Consider the following 25,833-nt stretch of genomic DNA (forward strand, 5'->3'; position numbering starts at 1 on the left):
AGCCATGCAGCACACCATGGTTCCCAGTGATCGCGTGGAGCACGTCGCCGTCATCGGGCGCGACGGCATGAAGCTCGGCACGATCGAGCGACTGATGCTCGACAAGGTGAGCGGCACGGTCGCCTATGCAGTGATCAAGACCGGCGGGCTATTCGGCACCCACCATCATTATCCGGTCCAGTGGAGCGCGCTGCGCTACGATCCGGCGCAGCAGGCGTTCCGGGTCGAATTGATCGAGGATGACCTGCGCAGCGGCCCCTGCGAGTTCGACGGCGATGCCTTCGACTGGGGCGATCGTTCGCAGCCCTATGCGCACCCGAATTACTGGTCGATCTGACGGAGCGATTGCGGCAGGCTTCGCGCGTTGACCCGCGCGCACGGGTCGCGGTGCGCCAGCGCGTTCGCTGTGTCAAAAGGTAAAAATGCCGCATGACACACCCCTCATCGCCACCATCGTCGTTGGACTTGGACTAGCTTTCGTACTTGGAACTATTGCGCAGCGGTTCCGCGTGCCGCCGCTGGTCGGTTATCTCCTTGCCGGTGTTGCGGTAGGCCCCTTCACTCCCGGCTTCGTCGCCGATCAGCCGCTCGCGACCGAGCTTTCGGAGCTCGGTATCATCTTGCTGATGTTCGGCGTCGGCCTGCATTTCTCGCTTCAGGATCTGCTGAGCGTTCGCAACATCGCCGTTCCCGGTGCCGTCGTGCAGATCGCGGTGGCGACTTTGACGGGTCTCGGCTTCTCGCTGCTGATGGGCTGGAGCGCCACCGCCGGTCTCGTGTTCGGACTGGCCTTGTCGGTCGCAAGCACCGTCGTACTGCTTCGCGCGCTGCAGGAGCGCCGCCTCATGGAGACCGATCGAGGGCGCATCGCCGTCGGCTGGCTCATCGTCGAGGACCTCGCGATGGTTCTCGTGCTCGTGCTGTTCCCGGCGATCGCGAGCCTTCAGGGCGGCGCGGATGGCAAGCCGACGTTCGAGCCGCTCGCCGCGCAGCTGGGCCTCGGGCTTGCCGGCGTCGTGATGCTGACCATCGTCAAGATCATCGTGTTCATCGGATTGATGCTGGTCGTGGGCCGCCGGGTGATCCCCTGGATCCTGCATTACATCGCCCATACCGGCTCGCGCGAATTGTTCCGCCTTGCCGTGCTCGCAATTGCGCTTTGTGTCGCGTTCGGGGCGACAAAGTTGTTCGATGTCTCGCTGGCGCTGGGGGCGTTCTTCGCCGGCATGATGCTGCGTGAGTCGCCACTCAGCGCACGCGCCGCGCAGGAATCGCTGCCGCTGCGCGATGCCTTCGCCGTGCTTTTCTTCGTCTCGGTCGGAATGATGTTCGATCCGGCGAGCGTGGTCCGCGAGCCCTGGCCGCTGGTGGCCACGCTCGCGATCATCATGCTCGGCAAGTCGATCGCCGCGTTCCTGATCGTGATCCTGTTTCGCCATCCGGTCGCGACCGCACTGACGATCTCAGCCAGCCTGTCGCAGATCGGCGAGTTCTCCTTCATCCTGGCCGAGCTTGGCGTCGCCTCTCAGATCCTGCCGCGGGACGGCCGCGACCTGATCATGGCCGGAGCGATCCTCTCCATCATGCTCAATCCTCTGATGTTCGCGATCGCCACCTGGCTCGCGCGGCGTCTCGATCCGCGGCGGAATTCGTCGGAAGCGGCAGCCGCAGTGCCTGAACCGATCCGGACCACCGACCTGACCGACCATACGATCGTGATCGGCTATGGTCGCGTCGGGGCGCTGGTCGGCGACGCCTTGAAGCAGCGGCAACTGCCCTTTCTCGTCGCCGAGGTCGGGGAGGGGGCGCTGGCGAAGCTGAAGCAGGGCGGCATCGAGATCGTGATGGGCAACGCCGCGCAGCCCGAAATTCTCAGCGCCACCAATCCGTCGCGGGCGCGGCACCTCGTGATCGCGATCCCCGAGGCGTTCGAGGCGGGACAGATCGTGCAGCAGGCGCGCGCGGCCAATCCGGATATCCGCATCATCGCGCGAGCGCATGCGGATGCCGAGGTCGATCATCTCAAGGGGCTGGGGGCGGATGTTGTCATCATGGGCGAGCGGGAAATCGCGCGCGGCATGATCGAGGAGCTGGAGAGGAGATATCCGGATGCTGCCGAAGATCCCCACGCGCTCGCGGTTGGTTCGGTCGCTTGACCTAATCACGCTCGATGGCCGGATCTACCACTTTTCGCCCCCGTCGTTGTTGCAGCGCTTGTTGCGGGGCGCGTTCGCGCATGCGGAGACGATTGCGATCTCCGCGGCCATTCTCGCGCTGATCTATATCGCGGGCTTCGCCGCCGAAGCGCTCGACCGTTCCGTGTTTGACGCGTGCAATGATCGGCTCGCGCGGTCGGTTGGGATGTCCTAGACAGGAAGTGCCTTCGTAGCCCGGGTGAGCGAAGCGATACCCGGGACGTGTTGCCAAGAGTCCCGGATGTCGCTTCGCTCATCCGGGCTACGCACCTCGCCTCTACCGCTCCGCCGCCTCGCGCTCCATGTCGCGGCCGGCGAGATCTTCGCCCTGCATGTTGGCGTACTCGCGCGCCATTTCGCGCATCAAGAACTTCGCCGGCACATCGTGATAGGTGCCGCGGTCGTTGACATATTGCATGTAGGCGCGGCCCGCGCCGTCGAAGGGATGCAGCAGCGCATCGGTGTGGCCGTCGAAATCGAGCGGCGCCACGCCGACCTTGGCGCAGAGCGTGTCGTTGAAGGTCGGCGTCGCCTTGCGCCAGGCGCCGTCGACATAGACCTCGGTAAAGCCGTGCCAGGTGAACATGTCCGTGCCCATGCTCTGGCGCAGCTTCTCGGTGGTGAGATGGTTCTTTACATCGGCAAAGCCGACGCGGGCCGGAATGCCGTGGACGCGGCAGGCGGCGGCATAGAGCGCGGCCTTGCCGACGCAATAACCTTGCCCGGCGGCGAGCACGCTCGAAGCACGAAAGGTCTCCGCGACGCGCATGCTGACATAGGGATTGTAGCGGATGCCGTCGCGCACCGCCTTGTAGAGCACGCTCGCCTTCTCGCGATTGCTCGCATCGGCGCGCACGGCGGTCTCGGCGAATTGCCGCACGGCGGGATGATCGCTGTCGATGTACTCGCCGGGATCGGTGTAGAGGCGGCGGATGGTATCGGGGAGGAGCTCGGTCATTGCGGCAGACTAGCAGGCAAGCGGCGTCAGTTGCAATTCGACAAGTGCGATCCCCTCTTAGGACTTTGAGCGGCGCGGCGACTCCTGACCGCCGCGCCGCTCGGATTACGCGGCCTGCGCTGCGTTCTTCTCCGCCTCGATCCGCCGCGACAACGCCCAGCGGAAATAGGTCAGCGGCGCATCCGCGCCGATGGCAAGCAACTGATAGTCTGGATCGGCATCGAACACCTTCTGCTGCGCTTCGATGATGTCCTTGTCCTCATTGAACCCTTCTTCCAGCGAGTGCCGCAGCGAGAGCGTGATGTTCGGATTCTCGATGTCGAAGTCATGCAGGTAGTTCCAGAAGAAGTGAGTCGTGCTGCGCGTCTCCGGAGTCATGAACTGCGCGTTGCGGTATTGCCGCGTGCCCGGGACCGCGACGCCCTTCTCCGCACCCTTGCCGGCCGGCGCAAACAGGGTGTCGAGCGTGAAGATGCCGGGGATCAGCATGCGGCCGATATTCCGCCGGTCGATTCTGTCGGTCTTGTTGGAAATGACTTTCTTGTGGTAGGGCGGCGGCTCGGCGTTCATGTGCCAGCGCTCGACGCGGAAACCGTCCTCCAGTTTCTCGATCGCGACCGGCTTGGTCTTGTAGGCGTATTCCTCCGAACCACCGAGCGTGTTGGTGTGCACGAAGGCCAGGTGAGCGAAGTCGCTCAGATTGTCGACGATTAAAAGCCAATTGGCCTTGTAGTGCATGTAGCCGGGCAAGCCGCGCCACCGGGAATCGGTGAGAGGCGGATAGTCGAGGATCAGGTTCGGATCGGCCTTCTCGGGATCGCCGGTCCAGATGAAGATCAGATTGTAGCGCTCGACCACTGGATAGCTGCGCACGCCGAGCTTTGCCGGAATATTGTCCTGGCCGGGAATCTGGATGCATTTGCCGTCGGCATCGAACTTCATGCCGTGATACATGCAGCGGATGTCATCGCCCTCGATCCGGCCCATGGAGAGCGGCGCCGCGCGATGGCAGCAGCGATCGTCGAGCGCGACGACCCGCCCGCTCGCGCCGCGGTAAAGCACAATTGGTCGCTCCAGGATCGTGCGGGCGAGCTTCTTGCCGTCGATCAATTCGTGATTCCACGCTGCGACGTACCAGGTGTTGTAGAGAAAGATCCCGTCGTGGTTCATGTCGTCCTCCCTGCCGGATGATCCAATTTAGATCATGGGCATTCGCCCGAGAACGCGTTTTGTCTGGACACACTGTACCGGCGCATGGACAATCGCTGGTCATGGAATGGCGTGATTGGGAGCTGTTTTGCGAGGTTGTCGAGCATGGCGGCTTCAGCGCCGCCGCGCGCGTACTCGGCCATCCCAAATCGAGTCTTAGTGCTGCGGTGCAGCGGCTGGAAGGCAATCTCGGCCTCAGGCTGATCGAACGCACCACGCGGCACCTGCGCCTGACCGACGCCGGCGAGATCATTTATCGCCGGGTGCGGCCGCTGTTCGCCGCCCTGCATGACACGCATGGCGAAGCTCTTGCCATGAGCAGTGTGGTCGCCGGCACCTTGCGCATCAAATCGCCCTACGAATTCGGCGCACATCATGCCGGGCCGGTCGCCTGCGACCTGATGAACCGCTACCCCGATCTGACCATCCGCATCGACGTCGAGCACGACATCGTCAATCCTGTCGCCGAGAACTACGACATCGTGTTCGCGATGGTCGAGGCGCCGCTGCCGTCGAACGGGATCGTGATCCGTCGCGTGTACTCGCTGGAGCGCGGCTTGTATGCGGCTCCGGCCTTGCTCAAACAACTCGGCGAGCCCCGCACATGGGAGGACCTGCTTGGATTCCCCTTGTTGGCGGGGTCGAGCGATGCGCCCTGGTCGATCACGACGCCTGAGAAGACCGTGGAGCATCTCGACGTGCAAAAGGCGCGGCTCGTTAGTTCGAACGCAGATATCCGTCTCCAGGCGGCGCTTGCCGGCCACGGCGTGCTGCGCGTAACCGCGAGCTACACCAGAGCGGCTGTCGAAGCCGGCCTCCTGGTGCGGCTGCTGCCGGACCACGTCTGCGAGCCGCTTAACGTCCATGCGCTGCTGCCGGCCCGGCAGTTCGTTCCGGCCAAGGTGCGGTGTTTCCTCGACGAGTTGGAGGCACGTGCGCGCGCTTCGCCGACGCTCGTCGGTCCGTGAAGGCCGCGTCGCCGCTACCGGTTGCGCATCCAGTCGGCGAGGCGCGACAGTGCCAGGTCGAGTTCGCGGCGCGCAGCCGCGTCAGTCACCGTCTCGTCCAGCGCACCGCGCATGCAGAGTAGCCACGCGTCGCGTTCGGCATCGCCGATGGCAAAGCCGATGTGTCGCTGGCGCAGCCGCGGATGCCCCTTCTCTACCGAATAAAGTCGCGAGCCGCCGGTCCACTCGGTGAGATAGCGCTTCAGCACGTCCCTGATCAGGCCAAGGTCGGCGGCATGCATGGCGCGGATGATTTGCGCCTCCGGCAGCGTATCCATGCGTTCGTAGAAGCGATCGACCAGTCGATCGATCGTGGCGCTGCCGCCGATCCGCTCGAACATGGAGATTGCGACGTCACTGTCGGTCATGATTTGCGCCCAAGGCTCACTGCTGCGCTCGGATATATGGTCATTGGAGGTCGCGCACAAACCTCCGCTGTCGTCCCGGATCTGCGCTTCGCTTGTCCGGGACGACAGCGGTGGGTGTAGGTGTCGCGCGGTCTAATCTTTCTACAGCGCCACGCTGCGCAGCCCAAAGCTGCGGGCCTCGTTCTGCAGCACCGGGCGCACCGCATCGATGAGACGTGCGGCGGCCGCATCGACACTGAGCCCCGCAGTATCCACCACCGCTGTCGCGCGCGAGTACAGGGGCTCGCGGCTCAAGAGGATGTTGCGCAGCTCGGTCATGGCGGAGCGGTCGTCGGCCATCGGTCGCAGATCGCCCTGGCGGCGTACGCGCGCCATGTGCTCCTCGGGCTCGGCCTTCAGCCAGATCGTGTAGAACGACGTCAGGATCTGGTCGAAGGTTAGCGGCTCCGACACGATGCCGCCGCCGGTCGCCAGCACCATCAGTTCGTTGCGGGCGAGCAGCTGCTGCAGCGCAGCCTGCTCCATGCGGCGAAAACCTTCCTGGCCGTACAGCGCGATGATCTCGGCGACCGAGAGGCCGTTCTGCTGCTCGACCTCCTTGTTGAGCTCGACGAAGCTCCAGCCGACCTTCTTCGCCAAAATTTTACCGAGCGTGGATTTGCCGGCGCCGCGCAGGCCGATCAGCGCGATGCCGCAGAACGGCGCGCGGCGCGATGCGGTTGCACTGCCGCCGGCGAGCAGATCCTTCGCCTGTGCGATCTGGGCAGGCGTCGCCTTGCGCAGGAGATCGCGAAACATCTGCCAGTCCGGCGTCGGATCGGCGCTCGGAAGCAGGTCTTCGAGATGCGCGCCCATCGCGTCGGACACGCGGCGCAACAGCACGATGGAGACATTGCCCTTGCCGCTCTCGAGCTGCGCGATGTAGCGCTCCGAAATTCCTGATACCTTGGCGAGCACCTTGCGCGACATGCCGCGCAGTGCGCGCATGGTGCGCACACGCTGGCCGAGCTGTTCGAGAAATCGGGATTCGGCGTCGGGACTGTCGGTCATGGACTACAAATCATGGGCCTTCTTTAGCGGTTGTCCTGCGGCGCATTTTAATGAAACATAATGCCTGCTGGCATTGACAGCAAGCCGCGGTGGTGTCTTTCTATGAATTATAATTCAAAATTCGGGGGAGAAGTCCGTGAGCGAGGGATGCTATAATGCGGTGACCTGGCTGCTCGACCGTAACGTCGAGGAGGGCAGGGGCAACAAGCTCGTCTTCGACGACACCGTCTCGCGGCTCACCTATGGCGAGCTCGCGCGCGAGACGCGGCGCGCTGCCAACATGCTGCGCCGTCTCGGCGTCCGCCGCGAGGAGCGCGTGGCGATGATCATGCTCGATACGGTGGACTTCCCGGTCGTGTTCCTGGGCGCGATCCGCGCGGGCATCGTGCCGGTGCCGTTGAACACGCTGCTGACCGCGGACCAGTACGCCTACATCCTCGCCGACTGCCGCGCGCGCGTGCTGTTCGTGTCGGAAGCGCTCTATCCCGTCATCAAGGACGTCGTCGGCCGCATGCCCGATCTCGAGCACGTCGTGGTCTCGGGCGCCAAGCAGAATGGCCACAAGCAGCTCGCCGAGGAGCTCGCAGGCGAGAGCGACCAGTTCACCACTGCCGCGACGCATCCCGACGAGCCGGCGTTCTGGCTCTATTCGTCCGGCTCGACCGGCATGCCCAAGGGCGTGCGTCACCTGCATTCGAACCTGCAGGCAACCGCGGACACTTATGCGAAGCAGGTGCTCGGCATCCGCGAAGGCGACGTCTGCCTCTCCGCCGCAAAACTGTTCTTCGCCTATGGCCTCGGCAATGCGTTGACCTTCCCGATGTCGGTCGGCGCCACCGTGGTGCTGAACAGCGAGCGCCCGACGCCCGCGCGCATGTTCGACCTGATGAACAAATTCAATCCGTCGATCTTCTACGGCGTGCCGACGCTGTTCGCCGCGATGCTCAACGACGAGACGATGAAGGCCGAGCGCTGCGGCAAGTCCTTGCGCATCTGCACCTCGGCTGGCGAGGCGCTGCCGGAATCCGTCGGCAATAGCTGGAAGGCGCGCTTCGGTGTCGACATCCTCGATGGCGTCGGCTCGACCGAGCTCTTGCACATCTTCCTGTCGAACGCGCCCGGCGACATCAAGTACGGCTCTTCCGGCAAGCCGGTGCCGGGCTACGCGGTGCGGCTGGTCAACGAGGCCGGCCAGGACGTGGCTGACGGCGAGGTCGGCGAGCTTCTGGTCGATGCTCCGTCCGCCGGCGAGGGCTACTGGAATCAGCGCCACAAGAGCCGCCGCACGTTCGAGGGACCGTGGACCCGCACCGGCGACAAATATGTCAGGGATGCCGAGGGCCGCTATACCTTCTGCGGCCGTGCTGATGACATGTTCAAGGTCTCCGGCATCTGGGTCTCGCCGTTCGAGGTCGAGAGCGCGCTGATTACGCATCCGGCCGTGCTCGAAGCTGCCGTCGTGCCGGAAGCCGATCCGGAAGGGTTGCTGAAGCCGAAGGCCTTCGTCGTGCTGCGCCCTGGCGCGACAACGGCGGATCTGCAGGAAATGCTGAAGGAGCACGTCAAGCAGAAGATCGGCCCGTGGAAATATCCGCGCTGGATCGCTGTGGTGGAGTCCTTGCCGAAGACGGCGACGGGAAAGATCCAGCGGTTCAAGCTGCGCGAGGGCGCGAACTAGCCGTGCGCATGCAGTGCAGTGCTGTCACCGCGAACTCCGCCGCGCTCCCTCCCCCCTTGTGGGGGAGGCACAGGCCGCCTTCGGCGGCCGTCCTTTTAGTCAACGCCGAAGCGAAGCTTCGGCTATGGGAGAGGGGTCGCCCAGGAAACGGTCTCTCCATCGTCACCACATCGCGTGTTGCGTTTGCTCAAATCGAGAGAGCGTGCCGTGTGGCACCCCCCTCCCTAGCCCTCCCCCACAAGGGGGGAGGGAACGACGGAGCATGTGGAGGCACGCGTTTCCTTCACGAAGAGGAATAAACAGCATGATCCTCAATCCCACAGGCTTCCTCACCATCGGTGGCGCCAGCCTCGAGTACAAATGGCTCGCGCCGCAAGCCGCTGATGCGCCGACCATCGTCATGCTGCATGAAGGTCTCGGCTCGGTTGGCCTCTGGGGCGACTTGCCGGAAAAGCTTCAGCAGGCGACGGGCGCCGGGATCTTCGCCTATTCGCGAGCGGGCTACGGCCAGTCGAGCCCGGTGACGCTGCCGCGGCCGCTCGATTACATGCAGCGGGAAGCGCTGGACGTGCTGCCGACGATCCTCGACGTGATCGGCTTCAAGCGCGGCCTCTTGCTCGGCCATTCGGATGGCGCTTCGATCGCGACGATCTATGCCGGCGCGCATCAGGATCACCGCCTCAACGGCGTAGTGCTGATCGCGCCGCATTTCATTGTCGAAGATATCTCGGTGAAATCCATCGCGGCGATCAAGACCACTTACGAGACCACAGACCTCAAGACGAAGCTCGCGCGCTGGCACAAGGACGTCGACAATGCCTTCTACGGCTGGAACGGCGCCTGGCTCGATCCGGCGTTCCGCGACTGGGACATCTCGGAATATCTCGCCTACATCCGCGTTCCGGTCATGGTCCTGCAGGGTGAAAACGACCAATACGGGACGCTGCGCCAGGTCGAGATTGCGCAGGAAGAGTGTTACTGTCCGGTAGATCTAAAAATCATTTCAGGCGCGGGGCATTCCCCGCAGCGTGAAGCGCCGGAGGCGGCGCTTGACGCGATTGAGCAGTTTGCGAAGGCGGCCCTGCGCGACGATCGGGGACTCCAGGGACGCGCCGCGTGAAGCAGCGGAGGCACATCAATGAATGTGCCGCCGAATGCGGGCAGCTCGCTTCCGTGGCCGCAGCTCTCCAAGGCGGACTGGGGCGCACTCGGGGCGATTGCGCGGTCTCGATAGGTTTCATGAAACAAAGTGCATGCATTGGCCGTTATGGACTAGACGCACCCTAAAAGATGCATTATTGTGCATCTAACGCTACAGCCAAAACCTCATAATCAAGCTCAAGGGTGGCCCATGGCCGGGGAAGATCGGCGCCTCGCAGGCGGTGCGACATTCATCGATTTCCAGACCGAACCGTCCCGCTACCGGCACTGGAAGCTCGCGGTCGATGGCGACGTCGCGACCCTGACCATGGATGTCGACGAGAATGGCGGCCTGTTCGAGGGCTATCTGCTCAAGCTCAATTCCTATGATCTCGGCGTCGACATTGAGCTCGCCGACGCGATCCAGCGCCTGCGCTTCGAGCACCCGGAAGTGAAGGTCGTGCTGATGCGTTCGGCCAAGAACCGCGTGTTCTGCGCCGGCGCCAACATCCGCATGCTTGCGGGCTCCACTCACGCCCACAAGGTCAACTTCTGCAAGTTCACCAACGAGACCCGCAACGGCATGGAAGATTCTTCGGAGAATTCCGGCCAGCGCTTCATCACGGTGGTGAATGGCTCCGCCGCTGGCGGCGGATATGAGCTCGCGCTCGCGACCGACCATATCATTCTTGCCGATGACGGCTCGTCTGCTGTCGCTTTGCCCGAAGTGCCGCTGCTCGCGGTGCTGCCGGGCACCGGGGGTCTGACGCGCGTCGTCGACAAGCGCAAGGTGCGCCGCGACCACGCCGATTTCTTCTGCACCATCGAAGAGGGCGTGAAGGGCAAGCGTGCCGTGCAGTGGCGCCTGGTCGACGAGATCGCGCCGAACTCGAAGTTAGAGGCCAGGATCGCCGAGCGCGCCAAGGAATTCGCCGGCAGCTCGAAGCGCAAGGGCGGCGGCAAGGGCATTACGCTCTCGCCGCTCAAGCGGGTGATCGACGAGACCAGCATCCGCTACGGCTTCGTCAGCGTCGATATCGACCGTGCCGCGCGGATCGCCACCATCTCGATCAAGGCGCCGGAAACTGCGCCGCCCGCTGATATCGACGGCATGATGGCACAGGGGCCTTCGTTCTGGCCGCTCCAGGTCGCGCGCGAGCTCGACGACGCCATCCTGCATCTGCGTATCAACGAGCTCGAGATCGCGATGCTGGTGTTCAAGAGCCACGGCGATCGCGCCCATGTGCTCGCCAGCGACGCCTTCCTTGAAGCCAACAAGGCGCACTGGCTGGTCAACGAAATCAGGCACTACTGGAAGCGCGTCTTGAAGCGCATCGACGTCACCTCGCGCACGCTGGTGACGCTGGTTGAGCCGGGTTCCTGCTTTGCCGGCACGCTCGCCGAGCTCGTCTTCGCCGCGGACCGCTCCTACATGCTGATCGGCACACGCCAGGGCGACAACCGGCCGTCGCCCTCGATCGAACTCTCGGCGATGAACTTCGGTCCGTATCCGATGAGCCATGGGCTGACGCGGCTGGAGTCGCGCTTCCAGGCCGATCCGTCCGACGTGGAACGCGCGGAAGCCACCGTCGGCACGACGCTCGACGCCGAACAGGCCGAAGAGCTCGGCCTCGTCACCTTCGCGCTCGACGACATCGACTGGGACGACGAGGTTCGCGTATTTCTGGAGGAGCGCGCCAGCTTCTCGCCCGACAGCCTGACCGGCATGGAGGCGAGCCTGCGCTTCGTCGGTCCCGAAACGATGGAATCAAAAATCTTCGCGCGCCTGACCGCGTGGCAGAACTGGATCTTCCAGCGCCCGAACGCAGTCGGCGAGGAAGGCGCGCTGCGCCGCTACGGCAGCGGACAGAAGCCGAAATTCGATATGACGCGGGTGTAACGGTTTCGCGTCCCGGGCGCGCTGCGGCACGAAGTGACGCTGCGCAGAACCGGGACCCTGGCGGACCAGACAATAGGTCCCGGCTCTGCAGCGCACCGCTTCGCGCTGCGCAGCGTCCGGGACACGAGACAGACCAAGGAGCACGGCCATGAACATGAACATCATGAACGTCGACTACTCGACCAAGATTCCGAACAACGTGAATCTCGCCGAAGATCGCCAGGTGCTGAAGGCGCTCGAAGGCTGGCATCCCGGCTACATGGACTGGTGGAGCGACATGGGGCCGGAAGGCTTCCAGGAATCGCTGGTGTACTTGCGCACCGCCTACTCGGTCGATCCGCGCGGCTGGGCCAAGTTCGACTATGTGCGGATGCCCGATTATCGCTGGGGCATCCTGCTTGCTCCCCAGGAAGAGAACCGCGTCGTGCCGTTCGGCGAGCATTATGGCGAGCCGGCCTGGCAGGAAGTCCCGGGCGAGCATCGCGCGATGCTGCGCCGCCTGATCGTGATCCAGGGCGACACCGAGCCGGCTTCGGTCGAACAGCAGCGCCATCTCGGCAAGACCGCGCCCTCGCTGTACGACATGCGCAACCTGTTCCAGGTCAATGTCGAGGAAGGTCGTCACCTCTGGGCGATGGTCTACCTGCTCCAGAAGTATTTTGGCCGCGACGGTCGTGAAGAAGCGGATGATTTGTTGCGCCGCCGCTCGGGCGATGCGGATGCGCCGCGTATGCTGGGCGCCTTCAACGAAGCGACGCCGGACTGGCTGTCCTTCTTCATGTTCACCTACTTCACCGACCGCGACGGCAAGATGCAGCTGCACTCGCTGGCGCAGTCGGGCTTCGATCCCCTATCGCGCACCTGCCGCTTCATGCTCACGGAAGAAGCGCACCATATGTTCGTCGGTGAGACCGGCATCACCCGCGTCGTGCAGCGCACCTGCGATGCGATGCGCGAAGCCGGCATCACCGATCCGACCGATATCGCCAAGGTCCGTGCGCTCGGCGTGATCGACCTGCCGACCATCCAGAAGAAGCTGAACCTGCACTACACGCTGTCGCTCGACCTGTTCGGCTCGGAGGTCTCGACCAATGCGGCGAATGCCTTCAACGCCGGCATCAAGGGCCGCTACCATGAGACCCAGATCGAGGACGATCACCAGCTCAAGAACGCCACTTATCCGGTACTGAAGTTCATCAATGGCGAAATCAAGCTGGTCGACGAGCCGGCGCTCACCGCGCTCAATATGCGCCTGCGCGACGACTACAGCCAGGACTGCGTGAAGGGCATGCTGCGCTGGAACAAGGTAATCTCGACCGCGGGCTACGACTTCAAGCTGACGCTGCCGAACGTCGCCTTCCATCGCCACATCGGCGAATTCAAGGACGTCCATGCGACGCCCGATGGCATCCTGATCGACGATGCCACTTGGGCCAAGCGCAAGGACGAATGGCTGCCCTCGGCCAGCGACGGCGACTTCATCACCTCGCTGATGCAGCCCGTCACCGAGATCGGCAAGTTTGCGTCCTGGATCTCGCCGCCGAAGGTCGGCATCGACAACAAGCCGGGTGACTTCGAGTACGTGAAGATCGAGTCGTAAGCGCCTTCACCTCTCCCGCTTGCGGGGAGAGGTCGGATCGCCCCCGGCGATGCGAAGCATCGTCCGGCGCGATCCGGGTGAGGGGGTACAGGTCTCACGTCGATCGCACGTGGGGAGAGAGGCCCCTCACCCCAACCCTCTCCCCGCAAGAGCGGGGCGAGGGAGCGCAGCATCCGCGCCGCAAGCAGCGTGACAGTTAGCAGTCCTCAGCTATCCCACCCGCTCCCCTTGATCCCCGGATTGGCATAAACAATCCCGCCATCCACCGCGATGGTAGCGCCGACCACGTAATCGCCCGCGCGCGAGGCGAGATAGATCGCGGCGCCCGCCATGTCCTCGTCGGTGCCGATGCGCCCCGCAGGCACGCGCGTTGAGACCTCGTCGCCATGGTCGCGCGCGGCGCGGTTCATGTCGGACTTGAACGGGCCTGGCGCAATCGCCGTGACCACGACATGGTCGGAAATCAGCTTCACCGCCATGCGCCGGGTCAGGTGGATCAGTCCGGCCTTGCTCGCGGCATAGGAATAGGTCTCCATCGGATTGACGAAGATGCCGTCGATCGAGGCGATGTTGATCACCTTCGCCGGTCGCTCGGCAGAAGCCGCCGCGCGCAACGGCGCGGCCAGCGCCTTGGTCAGGAAGAACGGCGCCTTGACGTTGAGGTTCATCACCTTGTCCCAGCCGCTCTCCGGAAATTCATCGAAATCCGCGCCCCAGGCCGCACCGGCATTGTTGACGAGGATGTCGAGTTTTTGCTCGCGCTTTTTGAATTCGCTTGCCAGTAATTCGGCGCCGGCCAACGTCGAGATGTCGATCGGCAGCGCGATGCATTCGCCGTCATATCGCGCGGAGAGCTCCTTGGCCGTCTCCTCGCACGGTCCCGCCTTGCGCGCGGTGATGTAGACCTTTGCCGCGCCGGCGCTGAGAAATCCTGCGGCGATCATCTTGCCGATGCCGCGCGAGCCGCCGGTCACGAGCGCGACGCGGCCTTTGAGCGAGAACAGATCGTTGAACATGATGCCTCCCTTGATTGGCGCTCGTTGTGAGCGGGGCGCGGAGGTGAGTCAAGGAACCGTCGCCAGCTCCGCACTCGTCAGGATGAGCCTGACTGTGCGGATGGATCAAGCCGCAGCGATCCGGCGGAAGCCGTTCCACATCGCCGTCGCAGCGCCGGAGGTCAACACCGGCAGGATGCGGGCGTCCTGGTAGTTGCCGTTGAGCGAGACGCGCGGCAACGCGGTCAGTTGGCCGGCGTTCTCGGCGAACAGCATGCCGGGCCGCGTCGTCACCGCGGTCTTGAAGCCGGCGGATGCAGCGAGTGCGAATTCGCGTTCGCCCGCGGCCTGGCGGTCGCCATAGGGATAGGCAAAATGCTGCACGGTGCGGCCGAGCGCGTGCTCGATCCGCGCGCGGCTCAAGGTCATCTCCTGTGCAGCGATCTCCCCGCTTTGCTTGGCGAGATTGCAATGGCTGATGGAATGGGCGCCGATCGTGACCAGCGGATCGGCGGCCAGCCGCTCCACCTCGTCCCACGACAGGCAGAGGCTGCGGCAGAGCGCGGCCATGTCGACGTCGTGTCTGGCGCAGAGAGCCTCGATCTCACGCTCGAGATCGTGCTCGCCGGGCAGCGCGCGCAGCCAGTCGTGCAGGCGGTCGAACGCCGCCTGTTTTGCGGCCGGCGTCGTCGCATCGAGCCGCAGCGCGGCGTTGCCGATCTGCACGTCGATTTGTTCGGTCTTGGCGATCGCGGCTTCGAGCGCGGTCCACCACAACCGTCCGGTGCCCTCGGCAAAATCGCTGGCGATATAGACGGTCAAGGGCGCGTCAAATTCGCGCAGTACCGGCAGCGCGAATTCCAGATTGTCGCGATAGCCGTCGTCGAGGGTGAAGGCAGCGAAGCGGCGGGCGAACCGGCCCTGCGCCAGCCGCTCTTGCAGCTCGTCCATGCTGACAATATCGATGTCGCGCGAACGCAAATGGCACAGCGTCGCGCGCAGGAAGTCGGGCGTGACTTCGAGATGCCGATTCGGTTGGAACGCAGCCTCGCGCGCCGGCCGCACGTGATGCAGCATGAAAATTGCGCCCACGCCGGACAAAAGCGGACGCAAGAGGTGGTGCGCCCCGCTGAAATAGAGTGCTCCCAGCCCGGCGCGGATGACGTTGTTACGGAGTTGTTTCATTTCCGGCGGGCCGACCCCTGGCATTCCGCCCTCAACTTAAGGACGGACCCTTGAAGAAAAAGTTATTCCATTGTCCACGGAGGTCCTTCGGAAGGACGCCATTTCCGGTTTGACAGCCTGCCAAGGGTTTGTTTTGTCTCCGGTTCCAGAGTTCGGGTCGTCGAATGCAGAAGCTTTTCAGGTGGGCCAGCAAATGGTGGCCGGGATTGATCCCCCTGGCCGTCATGTGGGGATTTGCGGCCTGGAATAATACCTTGCCGGTCGAGGCGGACCTGTCCGCCCGCAGCTCGGCCGCCCTCAAGGACACTGTCCTGGACAAGACCCGGATCGCGGTCGACGGCCGCGACGTCAGCCTCGCCGCCGATGCCTTCTCCGAGGAGGGGCGCCGTGACGCCGTGATGGCGGTTGAGACCGTCCCCGGCGTGCGCCTGGTTGATGACCGCACCCGCCTTGTTCCCGAGGCCAAGCCCTTCGTCTGGAACGCCGAGCGTGATGTGGTGCGGGTGACGCTGTCGGGCTCCGCGCCGCTGCCGTCGATGAAGGCTCGCCTGACCGAGGCGGCCCGCAAGGAGGTCGCCGGGGTCGAGGTGGCCGATCAGATGGGGCTGGCGCGCGGCGCGCCGCCGCGTTTCGAGGCGGCCGCGATGCTCCTGCTTGACCAGATCGGCAAGCTGAAGGAGGGCAAGATCACGATCTCCGACACCAAGGTCAGCCTGTCTGGCATGGCGCGCGAGCTCGGCGGCCGCGAAGCGATTGCGGCTGCGCTCAAAAACCTGCCCGAGGGTTTCTCGATCGCCGCGAACGAGGTCAAGGCGCCGCCCTACATCTTCCAGGCCTATAAGGATCCGGTTGCCGCGACCGTAACGCTGACCGGCTACGTGCCCGACAACAACGTGCACTCAGCGATCGTAGCCAGCGCGTCGCGAAAGTTCTTCAATGAGAAGATCGTCGACAATCTCAAGGCCAGCATCGGCGCGCCCAGCTCCTTCAACACCGCCGTGGTCGCAGCGCTCGGCGCGCTGTCGCGATTGTCGACCGGCACGCTCGTGGTCTCGGATCGTGAGGTGAAGCTGTCGGGCGATGCGCTCTATGAAGGCGCCGCCAACGACATCCGCGCAGGCCTGGGCAAGGACTTTCCAAAATACTGGCAGTTCAAGCCGGAGATCACGGTGAAGCCCGCGGCGGGCCCGGTCGACGGCACCGTCTGCCAGCAATTGTTTTCCGAGCTCCTGACCAAGGGCAAGATCCGCTTCGCGCCGAAGCGTGCCGACATCGATCCGGATTCCGCAGGAATCCTCGACCATCTCATCGAGACGGCGCTGCGCTGCCCCACGACGAATATCGAGATCGCCGGCCACACAGATTCCGACGGTGAGGACGCCTTCAATCAGGCTCTCTCGGAGAAACGCGCGCAGGCGGTAATCGACTATCTGGTCAAGGCCGGTCTGCCCGCCACCCGCTTCACCGCGGTCGGCTATGGCAGCACGCAGCCCGTCGCCGGCAACGACACCGACGATGGCAAGGCGCAGAACCGTCGCATCGAATTTCTGGTGAGGTGACGATGCCCTATCTCGTTTCGTTCCATCTGGGTTGGCTGGTCGGCTCTTTGCTGCTGGGCTTTTGCATGGGTTGGATCTCGGTGGTCCAGCGCGGCAACGGCACCTCGAAGGTGACCGCGCGCTGGCTCGCCGTGTTCGCCGCCGCCCTGGTCGCGGCCTCGTTCGCGCAGGTGGTCCCCGGCCGCTTCGGCTACTGGCTCGACCTCGGGCTGATCATGTTCGCCTGCTACCTCGTCGGCTGCACCATCGGCGCGTGGCTGCGCGACCGCGTGGTTTCGCGGAGCTCGCCGGCGGGCTGAGGCGTCGGCTCGCTCGGAGGCGGGCCTCAACGGGACATCGGTAACGGTTTGATTGGCAAGAATATTGTCGAATGGTACGACGGCGCTTGACAATAATACGTACGTACGTATTTTGGCGCTCATGCCAAAGCCCTCGCTCAAAGACGCCATCCTCGACGCCGGCCTGAAGGTCATGTTTCGCACCGGCTATCACGGCACCAGCGTGCGCGACGTCACCACTGCAGCGGGCGCGCCGCAGGGATCTTTCACCAACCATTTCCGCTCCAAGGAGGCGTTTGCCTCCGAGGTGCTCGACCGCTACTTCGACGTTACCCGGGGATTGGTCGCGGAGGCGCTGGAGGACAGCTCGCTGACGCCGCGGGCGAGGCTGCGGCGCTATCTCGACATCATCACCGGCAGGCTGGAAGCCGACGGCTTTGGCCGCGGCTGCCTGATCGGCGACCTCAGCCTCGAGGCGACCGGAAGCAGCGAAATGCTGCGCAAGCGCCTCGCTGAAATTTTTGCCGAATGGCGTGTGCCGTTTGCGGCCTGCATTGCGGAAGCCCAGGCGCGCGCCGAAATCTCATCCGATTTCGAGCCCGAAGAGCTTGCCGATTTCCTGCTCGCATCCTGGCAGGGCGCGATCCTGCGGATGAAGGTCGATCGCAATCCAAAAGCGCTCGAACGTTTCAAGACCATCGCATTCCAAACCGTGTTCAGGGAGCCGACATGAGCAAGTCCATCGAGATCGAGATTCGCAAAGCGTCCGTGCTGGGAAGCAGCATGGCTTATCGCGAAACGGATGCGCAGGATGCGCCGGTCGCGCTGTTCCTGCACGGCAACCCCACCTCGTCGCACATCTGGCGCAACATCCTGCCACTGGTCGCGCCGGTGGCGCATTGCATCGCGCCCGATCTGATCGGCTTCGGCCAATCCGCCAAGCCCGATATCGCCTACCGCTTCTTTGATCACGTCCGCTATCTCGACGCGCTGATTGATGAGCTCGGCATCTCCTCGGCCTATCTCGTGGCGCAGGACTGGGGCACGGCGCTGGCGTTTCACCTTGCGGCGCGCCGGCCGGATTTCGTGAAGGGCCTCGCCTTCATGGAGTTCATCCGGCCGATGCCGACCTGGCAAGACTTCCACCACACCGATGTCCCGGAGGAGCAGGATCACGCCGAGGCGGCGAGGGCCGTGTTCCGAAAATTCAGGACGCCGGGCGAGGGCGAGGCGATGATCCTCGAGGCGAATGCGTTCGTCGAACGCGTGCTGCCAGGGGGCATCGCGCGCAAGCTGCGCGACGAAGAGATGGAGCCCTATCGCGCGCCGTTCCCGACGCCCGAGAGCCGCCGTCCCGTTCTTGCTCTTCCCCGCGAACTGCCGATCGCAGGCGAGCCCGCGGATGTCTACCAAGCCCTGCAGTCAGCGCACGCGGCTCTCGCTGCATCGTCCTATCCCAAGCTGCTCTTCACGGGCGAGCCGGGTGCGCTTGTCTCCCCCGAATTTGCCGAGCAGTTCGCAGCCTCGCTGAAGCACTGCGCGCTCGTTCGCCTCGGATCCGGGCTGCACTTTCTCCAGGAGGATCATCCCGAGGCGATCGGCCGCTCCGTAGCCGGCTGGATCGCCGGCATCGAAGCTGTGAGCCCGCAGCTTGCGGCCTGAAGGAGAGCCTGATGTCTGAGGTAACGATCATCTATTGCCGACCGTGCGGCTACGAGAAGCGTGCAAAGGATGCTGCCGCGGCGCTCCACCAGCAACTCGCCATCGAGTCTGATCTCGTGCCGGGCACAGGCGGCATCTTCCAAGTCAAGCTTGGCGACCAGATTGTCGCCAGCCGCAGCAAGGGCCATTTTCCTGCCACCGACGAAATCGTGGCCGCCGTAACCGCTGCGCGCCATTGACCGCCGGGAGGCTTCGTCGGTGCCCGCGGCCGCGGCTACCTGACCGCTCTTTGAGGCGTCCCGGCGCCGCGGCCTTTCGGCGCATCGAAAACCTGAACAAGCGCTCCGCTAGCCCCCTCTTTCAACGGGCCGGCGCGCGCCATAGATTGACGTCGGCTTAATCCGTGAAGGAACATTGCGCGGTTGAAATCATCAAAACTTCATGGCCCCTGCGCAGGATTGCCAAGGAGATTCGCGTCAGTCCCGCCGCCGCAAGCGTCAAACCGTCCATCCGGAGCCCGCAGCCCTGTCTAAAATATTGAAGGCACGTGTTTTTGTTCGAATTGGCGAATTCCACTCCGCCCGAAAACGCGCTAGTGGAAGGGCAGGGGGGTAGGTGCGATGCTGGAGCCGGCGGCGAGGTTCATCGAGTGCCTGTGCGTCGTCCGCCTGTTCGCCGGCCACCCCGGCCGCTAAAGCGTTGTTTGAGGTCTAGATGCTGGAAGCCATACGCAGGGCGATGTCGTTTCTGCGCCAGAAGCAAATCCTGCATAAGCTTGGAGTTGTGATCAGCGTCGCGGTCATCGGCATCGCTTGCTATGTGCTCTACCACATGCTGCGGGGCATCGACTTCAACGAGGTGATCGAAGCGATCAAGAGCACTGAGCCGCGCCAGATCGCGATGGCGGCGCTGTTCGTCGCCGCCGGATATTTCACCCTGACCTTCTACGATCTGTTTGCCGTGCGCGCGATCGGCCACTCCCACGTGCCCTACCGCATCAACGCACTCGCGGCCTTCACCAGCTACTCGATCGGGCACAACGTCGGCGCCAGTGTTTTCACCGGCGGCGCGGTACGCTACCGCATCTATTCGGCCTATGGCCTGAACGCGATCGACGTTGCAAAGATTTGCTTCCTCGCCGGCCTGACCTTCTGGCTCGGCAATGCCGCCGTGCTAGGTCTCGGCATCGCCTACCATCCGGAAGCCGCCGCTGCGATCGACCAGCTTCCGCCCTGGCTGAACCGGGCGATGGCGATGATGATTATCGTGGGGCTGGTCGCCTACGTGGTCTGGGTCTGGACCCAGCCGCGCGTGGTCGGCCGCGGGCCCTGGACCGTGGTGCTGCCGGGCGGGCCGCTGACGCTGCTCCAGATCGCGATCGGCATCCTCGATCTCGGCTTCTGCGCGCTCGCGATGTACGTGCTGGTCCCTGACGAGCCCAATCTCGGCTTCGTCGTGGTCGCGGTGATCTTCGTCTCGGCGACGCTGCTCGGCTTTGCCAGCCACTCTCCCGGAGGGCTCGGCGTGTTCGACGCCGCCATGCTGGTCGGCCTCTGGCAGATGGACCGCGAGGAACTCCTCGGTGGCATGCTGCTGTTCCGCGTCCTCTATTATCTCTCCCCCTTCGTCATATCTGTAATCTTGCTGACGTTTCGCGAGGTTATAATCGGCGCCCGATCGAAGCGCTTGCAGCAGGCGGCGCTCAAGCTCGACCCCGGCCCGGCGCCTGAAGCCGCCTATGTGAGAGAGCGCAGCGATAGTGGCGCCTGACCGGCGTAAGCCCTTAGGAGAAGCCCGCCCCAATGGCGATCGACGCCCCATCCTCTCCCGCCACCGCGCCGTGGTCTGACCGGCTGCGGCACTCGACCGTTATCCTGATCGCTGCGGCGCTGGCGCTGTCGGTGGTGGTCTCGCTCGGCGAATTATCGGTGATGCATGCGGCGACGGTGTTCCTCTGTATCGCGGCCGCGGCGCTGATCCCCTGGCGGCTGCACGATACCGCCGCCTCACGCGACGACACCCGCCGCATCAATCCGGTCGAGAGCGCGGCGGTCGCCGCGGTCGTCGCCGGCATGCCGGATCCGGCGGTGCTGCTCGACCGCGCCGGCCGGGTCATCCACCTCAATGCCGCCGCAGCCCAGCTCGCGCCGGCGCTGCGCAAGAGCGAGCTCGCCCAGTTCGCGCTGCGTTCGCCGGAGATCATCACGGCGTTGCGCGAGTCGATCGCGACCACCGAGCCACGACGCGCGACCTATCTCGATCATGTCCCGGTCGATCGCTGGATGGAGCTCATGATCACGCCGGTGCCGGTCCCGACCACCTTCGGCGGCGCCGATAAATGCATGCTGATGACCTTCCACGACCAGACGCCGCTGCGCCGGGTCGAGGAAATGCGGGCCGACTTCGTCGCCAATGCCAGCCACGAACTGCGCACGCCGCTCGCCGCGCTGTCGGGCTTCATCGACACGCTCCAGGGGCAGGCCAAGGACGACCCCAAGGCGCGCGAGCGCTTCCTCGGCATCATGCACAACCAGGCCACCCGCATGGCGCGGCTGATTGACGACCTGCTCTCGCTTTCGCGGGTCGAGCTGTCCGCCCATGTGCGGCCCGACACTCTGGTCGACCTCCTGCCGATCATCCGCCAGGTCGCCGACGGGCTTGAGCCGCTGGCGCGCGAGCGCCAGGTCGAGGTCGAGATCGATCTGCCGGAGCCGCCGGTGATGATCGCGGGCGATCGCGAGGAATTGCTCCGGCTGTTCGAGAACTTGATCGAGAACGCCCTCAAATACGGAGCATCGGGCGGACGCGTCATCGTGTCGTTGACTTCCAGCCCCGCCACCGATGGAGCTCAGGAAATCCGGGTCATGGTCCGGGATTTCGGCCCCGGCATCGCGCCGGAGCATCTGCCGCGGCTGACCGAGCGCTTCTACCGGGTTGACGTCGGCGACAGCCGCTCGCAGGGCGGGACGGGGCTCGGTTTATCGCTGGTGAAACATATTCTTAACCGCCATCGCGGCCGGCTTTTGATCGAAAGCGTGCCCAGGCAGGGCGCCACTTTTACCGCCTGTTTTCCCCAGACCCGGGCTCCCGGCGCCGCCTGAAAATCAAGCGATTTCAATCGCTTGGTGGCGTCATCCGACTGTCACGAAACCTTCGTAAAAGCACAGCCGGCCGCTCCTAAAGGGGCGGCGCGGGGAGCGCGATCGGGCGCGGATGGTGCTTCGCTCCCCTGTATGGAGACCAGCATGAATTTCATCAAAACTATCGTCGCTGCTGGCTTGGTCGCCGCATCGGCGACGGCAGCCTTTGCTGCCGACATCACCGGTGCCGGTGCGACGTTCCCGTTCCCGATTTATTCGAAGTGGGCTGACGCCTACAAGAAGGAGACCGGCAACGGCCTGAACTACCAGTCGATCGGCTCGGGCGGCGGCATCAAGCAGATCCAGGCCAAGACCGTGACCTTCGGCGCCAGCGATGCGCCGCTCAAGGCCGAGCAGCTCGAGAAGGACGGTCTCGTCCAGTGGCCGATGGTGATGGGCGCTATCGTTTCGGTCGTCAACATCGAGGGCGTGAAGCCCGGCGAGATGGTGTTCGACGGCGAGACGCTGGCCAACATCTATCTCGGCAAGATCACCAAGTGGGACGACGCCGCGATCAAGAAGCTCAATCCGAACGTGAAGCTGCCGTCGGACGCGATCACCGTGGTTCGCCGGTCGGACGGTTCGGGCACCACCTTCAACTTCACCAATTACCTCTCCAAGGCCAGCGCGGACTGGAAGAGCAAGGTCGGTGAGGGTACCGCCGTCGAGTGGCCGGTTGGCGTCGGCGCCAAGGGCAACGAAGGCGTGTCGGGCAACATCAGCCAGACCAAGAACTCGATCGGTTACGTCGAGTACGCCTACGCCAAGCAGAACAAGCTGACCTACACCGGCCTCGTCAACAAGGCCGGCAAGACGGTTCAGCCGACGGTCGAAGCCTTCCAGGCGGCTGCTTCCAACGCCGACTGGGCCAAGGCTCCCGGCTACTACGTCATCCTGACCGACCAGCCCGGCGACAAGTCCTGGCCGATCACCGCGGCGACCTTCATCCTGATGCACAAGGAAGCCACCGACAAGGCGGCCTCGCAGGAAGCCATCAAGTTCTTCCGCTGGGCCTTCAAGAACGGCGGCAAGGCGGCTGAAGAGCTCGACTACATCCCGATGCCGGACAGCGTCGTCCAGCTGATCGAGAAGACCTGGGCTGCCGAGATCAAGAGCTAAGGCGCTCTCGTCCCGGACATCGCGCCGGGATCTGCAAGACTTCCGCTCCGGATCGGCATCCGCCGATCCGGAGCGCCGAACCGACAATAAGCGTATATAATCGGGTGCAGGGGATCGGCGTGGCTGAGATGGCTGTTGAGAGCAATGTAGTTGACGCCGCCGGACCGTATGATCGCGCCAAGGCTTTGAGCGCGTTCAAGCTCGGTGACCTCACCTTCTATTGGATCACGCGGTTGAGTGCGATCTCCGTGCTGCTGATCCTTGGCGGCATCATCGTTTCGTTGATCGTCGGCGCCTACCCGGCGATGAAAGAATACGGCCTGCCGTTCCTGTGGACGCAGCGCTGGGCACCGTCGGCGGATCCGCCCGTGCTCGGTGCGCTCGGACCGATGTACGGCACGCTCGTTACCTCCTTCATTGCGATGCTGATCGCCATTCCTGTCGGCCTCGGCATTGCGATCTTCCTCACCGAGCTCTGCCCGCAATGGCTGCGCCGTCCGATCGGCATGGCGGTCGAGCTGCTCGCCGGCATTCCCTCGATCATCTACGGCATGTGGGGCTTCTTCGTGCTCGGCCCGTTCCTGGCCAACACCTTCCAGCCCTTCATGATCAAGATCTTCGACGGCGTTCCCGTACTTGGGGCGATCTTCGCCGGCCCGCCGTCCTATCTCAGCCTGTTCAACGCCGCGCTGATCCTCGCGATCATGGTGCTGCCCTTCATCACCTCGATCTCGGTCGACGTGTTCAAGACGGTGCCGCCGGTTCTGAAGGAGGCCGCCTACGGCGTCGGCTGCACCACTTGGGAAGTCGTCCGCAGCGTCGTCATCCCCTACACCCGCGTCGGCATCATCGGTGGCGTCATGCTGGCGCTGGGCCGTGCGCTCGGCGAGACCATGGCGGTGACCTTCATCATCGGCAACTCGTTCCGCATCTCGTCATCGATCTTTGCCCCGGGCACCACGATCTCGGCGGCGATCGCCAGCGAGTTCGCCGAGAGCGACGGCCTGCATCAGTCCGGTCTGATCCTGCTCGGCCTCCTGCTGTTCGTGCTGACGTTCATTGTGCTCGCAGCCGCGCGGCTGATGCTGCTGCGTCTCGAAAAGAAGGCGGGGAAGTAACATGAACCCGATCTATGCACGCCGCCGCCGCAAGGACATCGCCATCCGCGGCCTTTGCTTCGCCGCCGCCGCCTTCGGCGTCACCTGGCTTGCGCTGATCCTGATCACGCTGCTCTACAACGGCTTGACCGGACTCAATCTCCAGCTCTTCACCGAGAACACGCCGCCGCCGGGATCGACCGAGGGCGGCCTGCTCAACGCCATCGTCGGCTCGCTGATCATGACCGTGCTCGGCGTCGGCATCGGCGCGCCGCTGGGTCTGTTCGCCGGTACCTATCTCGCCGAGTACGGCCGCAACGACAAGCTGACCTCGGTGATCCGCTTCATCAACGACATCCTGCTCTCGGCGCCCTCGATCATCATCGGCCTCTTCATCTATGGCGCGGTGGTGGTGCCGATGCGTGGCTTCTCGGCGATCGCAGGCGCGCTCGCTCTCGCCGTCATCGTGATCCCGGTGGTGCTGCGCACGACCGAGGACATGCTGCTGCTGGTGCCGAACGCGCTGCGTGAAGCAGCCTCCGCGCTCGGCCTGCCGCGCTCGCTGGTGATCAAGCGCATCGCTTATCGTGCCGCGCGCTCCGGTCTCATCACCGGCGTGCTGCTCGCAACTGCCCGCGTCGCCGGTGAAACCGCGCCGCTGCTGTTCACGGCGCTGTCGAACCAGTTCTTCAGCCTCAGCCTGAACAAGACGATGGCGAACCTGCCGGTCACCATCAACAACTTCGTGCAGAGTCCCTACGCCTACTGGAAGCAGCTCGCCTGGAGCGGCGCGCTGCTGATCACGCTCACCGTGCTTGCCCTGAACATTGGCGCTCGCATTCTTGGCGCCGAGAGGACCGCAAAATGACCGACCTGTCCGTATCCGTGAGTTCCAACGGTCACCTGGCGTCACAGCAGCCGCTGCCGGAAGCGCCTGCCAAGGTGACGGCGCGCAACCTCAACTTCTATTACGGCGAGCACCAGGCGCTGAAGAACATCAACCTGACGCTCGGCACCAACCGCGTCACGGCGTTCATCGGCCCGTCGGGCTGCGGCAAGTCGACCCTGCTGCGCATCTTCAACCGGATGTACGACCTCTATCCGGGTCAGCGCGTCACCGGGCAGCTCATGCTCGACCAGACCAACATCCTCGACCCCAAGCTGGACCTCAATTTGCTGCGCGCCCGCGTCGGCATGGTGTTCCAGAAGCCGACGCCGTTCCCGATGACGATCTACGAGAATATCGCCTTCGGCATCCGTCTCTATGAGAAGATCTCGAAGTCCGAGATGGACGACCGCGTCGAGAAGGCGCTGCGCGGCGGCGCGCTGTGGAACGAGGTCAAGGACAAGCTCAATGCTTCCGGCCTGTCGCTCTCCGGCGGCCAGCAGCAGCGTCTCTGCATCGCGCGCACCGTCGCGGTGCGGCCCGAGGTGATCCTGTTCGACGAGCCCTGCTCGGCGCTCGATCCGATCTCGACCGCCAAGGTCGAGGAGCTGATCCAGGAGCTGTCCGAGAGCTACACGATCGCGATCGTCACCCACAACATGCAGCAGGCGGCCCGCGTCTCCGACAAGACCGCCTTCATGTATCTCGGCGAACTGATCGAGTTCGACGACACCAGCAGGATCTTCACGTCGCCGACCGACCGGCGCACGCAGGATTACATCACCGGCCGGTTCGGCTGAGGAGACA

Annotated in this window: 25 protein-coding genes; 19 read left to right on the plus strand and 6 right to left on the minus strand. The window is 64.2% G+C overall.

All coding sequences use genetic code 11. From position 1 onward, the window contains the following. Positions 1–4: 4 nt before the first annotated feature. From AC629_RS27470 to AC629_RS27480, 3 genes are all read left to right on the plus strand, one after another. On the plus strand, positions 5–337 hold the full coding sequence (locus AC629_RS27470) for a PRC-barrel domain-containing protein (RefSeq protein WP_084808029.1): 333 nt from the start codon (positions 5–7) through the stop codon (positions 335–337). Positions 338–422: 85 nt separating this feature from the next. Next, positions 423–2,156: a YbaL family putative K(+) efflux transporter gene (gene ybaL, locus AC629_RS27475; RefSeq protein WP_084808030.1), complete on the plus strand. Its 1,734-nt coding sequence runs from the start codon at positions 423–425 to the stop codon at positions 2,154–2,156. After that, positions 2,110–2,370: a hypothetical protein gene (locus AC629_RS27480; RefSeq protein ID WP_143199482.1), complete on the plus strand. Its 261-nt coding sequence runs from the start codon at positions 2,110–2,112 to the stop codon at positions 2,368–2,370. Before ybaL ends, AC629_RS27480 begins: the two co-directional genes overlap by 47 nt. A gap of 102 nt (positions 2,371–2,472) precedes the next feature. Here AC629_RS27480 and AC629_RS27485 read toward each other — a convergent pair whose 3' ends face one another. Continuing rightward, complete coding sequence (locus tag AC629_RS27485; RefSeq protein ID WP_084808032.1) at positions 2,473–3,153, minus strand: transglutaminase-like domain-containing protein; 681 nt, start codon at positions 3,151–3,153, stop codon at positions 2,473–2,475. A 105-nt stretch (positions 3,154–3,258) separates the two neighbouring features. Then, positions 3,259–4,323 carry an aromatic ring-hydroxylating dioxygenase subunit alpha gene (locus AC629_RS27490; RefSeq protein WP_084808033.1) on the minus strand — a complete coding sequence of 355 codons (1,065 nt, stop codon included), beginning with the start codon at positions 4,321–4,323 and terminating at the stop codon, positions 3,259–3,261. Positions 4,324–4,424: 101 nt separating this feature from the next. Here AC629_RS27490 and AC629_RS27495 point away from each other — a divergent pair, with 101 nt between their 5' ends. Further along, entirely contained in the window at positions 4,425–5,330 is a 906-nt protein-coding gene (locus AC629_RS27495; RefSeq protein WP_084808034.1) for a LysR family transcriptional regulator, read from the plus strand. Positions 5,331–5,344: 14 nt separating this feature from the next. On the opposite strand, the gene AC629_RS27500 is transcribed toward AC629_RS27495, so the two are convergent. Next, positions 5,345–5,737, minus strand: coding sequence for a group II truncated hemoglobin (locus tag AC629_RS27500; RefSeq protein WP_084808035.1), 393 nt, complete (start codon positions 5,735–5,737; stop codon positions 5,345–5,347). Positions 5,738–5,878: 141 nt separating this feature from the next. Continuing rightward, positions 5,879–6,787, minus strand: a complete 909-nt coding sequence (locus tag AC629_RS27505; protein ID WP_084808036.1) for a helix-turn-helix transcriptional regulator — start codon at positions 6,785–6,787, stop codon at positions 5,879–5,881. 136 nt (positions 6,788–6,923) lie between these two features. Here AC629_RS27505 and AC629_RS27510 point away from each other — a divergent pair, with 136 nt between their 5' ends. The 4 genes from AC629_RS27510 (at position 6,924) to boxB (ending at position 13,105) form a co-directional block, all read left to right on the plus strand. Then, the gene (locus tag AC629_RS27510; RefSeq protein ID WP_084808037.1) at positions 6,924–8,465 is read left to right on the plus strand and encodes a benzoate-CoA ligase family protein; all 1,542 of its coding nucleotides are present in this window, start codon (positions 6,924–6,926) and stop codon (positions 8,463–8,465) included. Between the two features lie 304 nt (positions 8,466–8,769). Beyond that, positions 8,770–9,585, plus strand: coding sequence for an alpha/beta fold hydrolase (locus AC629_RS27515; protein ID WP_143199483.1), 816 nt, complete (start codon positions 8,770–8,772; stop codon positions 9,583–9,585). A 231-nt stretch (positions 9,586–9,816) separates the two neighbouring features. Next, positions 9,817–11,505, plus strand: coding sequence for a 2,3-epoxybenzoyl-CoA dihydrolase (gene boxC / locus AC629_RS27520; protein WP_084808039.1), 1,689 nt, complete (start codon positions 9,817–9,819; stop codon positions 11,503–11,505). A 148-nt stretch (positions 11,506–11,653) separates the two neighbouring features. After that, a complete protein-coding gene (gene boxB / locus AC629_RS27525; protein ID WP_084808040.1) occupies positions 11,654–13,105 on the plus strand; it encodes a benzoyl-CoA 2,3-epoxidase subunit BoxB in 1,452 nt (483 codons plus the stop codon). A gap of 206 nt (positions 13,106–13,311) precedes the next feature. On the opposite strand, the gene AC629_RS27530 is transcribed toward boxB, so the two are convergent. Both AC629_RS27530 and AC629_RS27535 read right to left on the minus strand, forming a co-directional pair. After that, positions 13,312–14,121, minus strand: a complete 810-nt coding sequence (locus AC629_RS27530; RefSeq protein ID WP_084808041.1) for an SDR family oxidoreductase — start codon at positions 14,119–14,121, stop codon at positions 13,312–13,314. 105 nt (positions 14,122–14,226) lie between these two features. Then, on the minus strand, positions 14,227–15,285 hold the full coding sequence (locus AC629_RS27535; RefSeq protein ID WP_084808042.1) for a polysaccharide deacetylase family protein: 1,059 nt from the start codon (positions 15,283–15,285) through the stop codon (positions 14,227–14,229). A 164-nt stretch (positions 15,286–15,449) separates the two neighbouring features. Here AC629_RS27535 and AC629_RS27540 point away from each other — a divergent pair, with 164 nt between their 5' ends. The 11 genes from AC629_RS27540 to pstB all read left to right on the plus strand — a co-directional run bounded on the left by AC629_RS27540 (position 15,450) and on the right by pstB (position 25,826). Next, positions 15,450–16,844, plus strand: coding sequence for an OmpA family protein (locus tag AC629_RS27540; protein ID WP_084808043.1), 1,395 nt, complete (start codon positions 15,450–15,452; stop codon positions 16,842–16,844). A gap of 2 nt (positions 16,845–16,846) precedes the next feature. Beyond that, positions 16,847–17,143: a hypothetical protein gene (locus AC629_RS27545; protein WP_084808044.1), complete on the plus strand. Its 297-nt coding sequence runs from the start codon at positions 16,847–16,849 to the stop codon at positions 17,141–17,143. Positions 17,144–17,264: 121 nt separating this feature from the next. Beyond that, positions 17,265–17,855 carry a TetR/AcrR family transcriptional regulator gene (locus AC629_RS27550; RefSeq protein ID WP_084808045.1) on the plus strand — a complete coding sequence of 197 codons (591 nt, stop codon included), beginning with the start codon at positions 17,265–17,267 and terminating at the stop codon, positions 17,853–17,855. Continuing rightward, complete coding sequence (locus AC629_RS27555) at positions 17,852–18,784, plus strand: haloalkane dehalogenase (protein WP_084808046.1); 933 nt, start codon at positions 17,852–17,854, stop codon at positions 18,782–18,784. The genes AC629_RS27550 and AC629_RS27555 overlap by 4 nt, the downstream gene beginning before the upstream one ends. Positions 18,785–18,795: 11 nt before the next feature. After that, positions 18,796–19,023, plus strand: coding sequence for an Rdx family protein (locus tag AC629_RS27560; RefSeq protein WP_084808047.1), 228 nt, complete (start codon positions 18,796–18,798; stop codon positions 19,021–19,023). A gap of 475 nt (positions 19,024–19,498) precedes the next feature. Then, the gene (locus AC629_RS27565) at positions 19,499–20,554 is read left to right on the plus strand and encodes a lysylphosphatidylglycerol synthase domain-containing protein (RefSeq protein ID WP_084808048.1); all 1,056 of its coding nucleotides are present in this window, start codon (positions 19,499–19,501) and stop codon (positions 20,552–20,554) included. Between the two features lie 32 nt (positions 20,555–20,586). Further along, positions 20,587–21,885, plus strand: a complete 1,299-nt coding sequence (locus tag AC629_RS27570) for an ATP-binding protein (RefSeq protein WP_084808049.1) — start codon at positions 20,587–20,589, stop codon at positions 21,883–21,885. Positions 21,886–22,029: 144 nt separating this feature from the next. Further along, the gene (gene pstS / locus AC629_RS27575; protein ID WP_084808107.1) at positions 22,030–23,043 is read left to right on the plus strand and encodes a phosphate ABC transporter substrate-binding protein PstS; all 1,014 of its coding nucleotides are present in this window, start codon (positions 22,030–22,032) and stop codon (positions 23,041–23,043) included. Between the two features lie 128 nt (positions 23,044–23,171). After that, complete coding sequence (pstC, locus tag AC629_RS27580) at positions 23,172–24,161, plus strand: phosphate ABC transporter permease subunit PstC (RefSeq protein WP_084808050.1); 990 nt, start codon at positions 23,172–23,174, stop codon at positions 24,159–24,161. Between the two features lies 1 nt (position 24,162). Continuing rightward, positions 24,163–25,008, plus strand: a complete 846-nt coding sequence (pstA, locus tag AC629_RS27585) for a phosphate ABC transporter permease PstA (RefSeq protein ID WP_084808051.1) — start codon at positions 24,163–24,165, stop codon at positions 25,006–25,008. Further along, positions 25,005–25,826 carry a phosphate ABC transporter ATP-binding protein PstB gene (gene pstB / locus AC629_RS27590; protein ID WP_084808052.1) on the plus strand — a complete coding sequence of 274 codons (822 nt, stop codon included), beginning with the start codon at positions 25,005–25,007 and terminating at the stop codon, positions 25,824–25,826. The genes pstA and pstB overlap by 4 nt, the downstream gene beginning before the upstream one ends. The last annotated feature ends 7 nt before the right edge of the window (positions 25,827–25,833 follow it).

Origin of the sequence: Bradyrhizobium sp. NAS80.1 (assembly GCF_001908205.1) — a bacterium.
Taxonomy (GTDB): Bacteria; Pseudomonadota; Alphaproteobacteria; order Rhizobiales; family Xanthobacteraceae; genus Bradyrhizobium.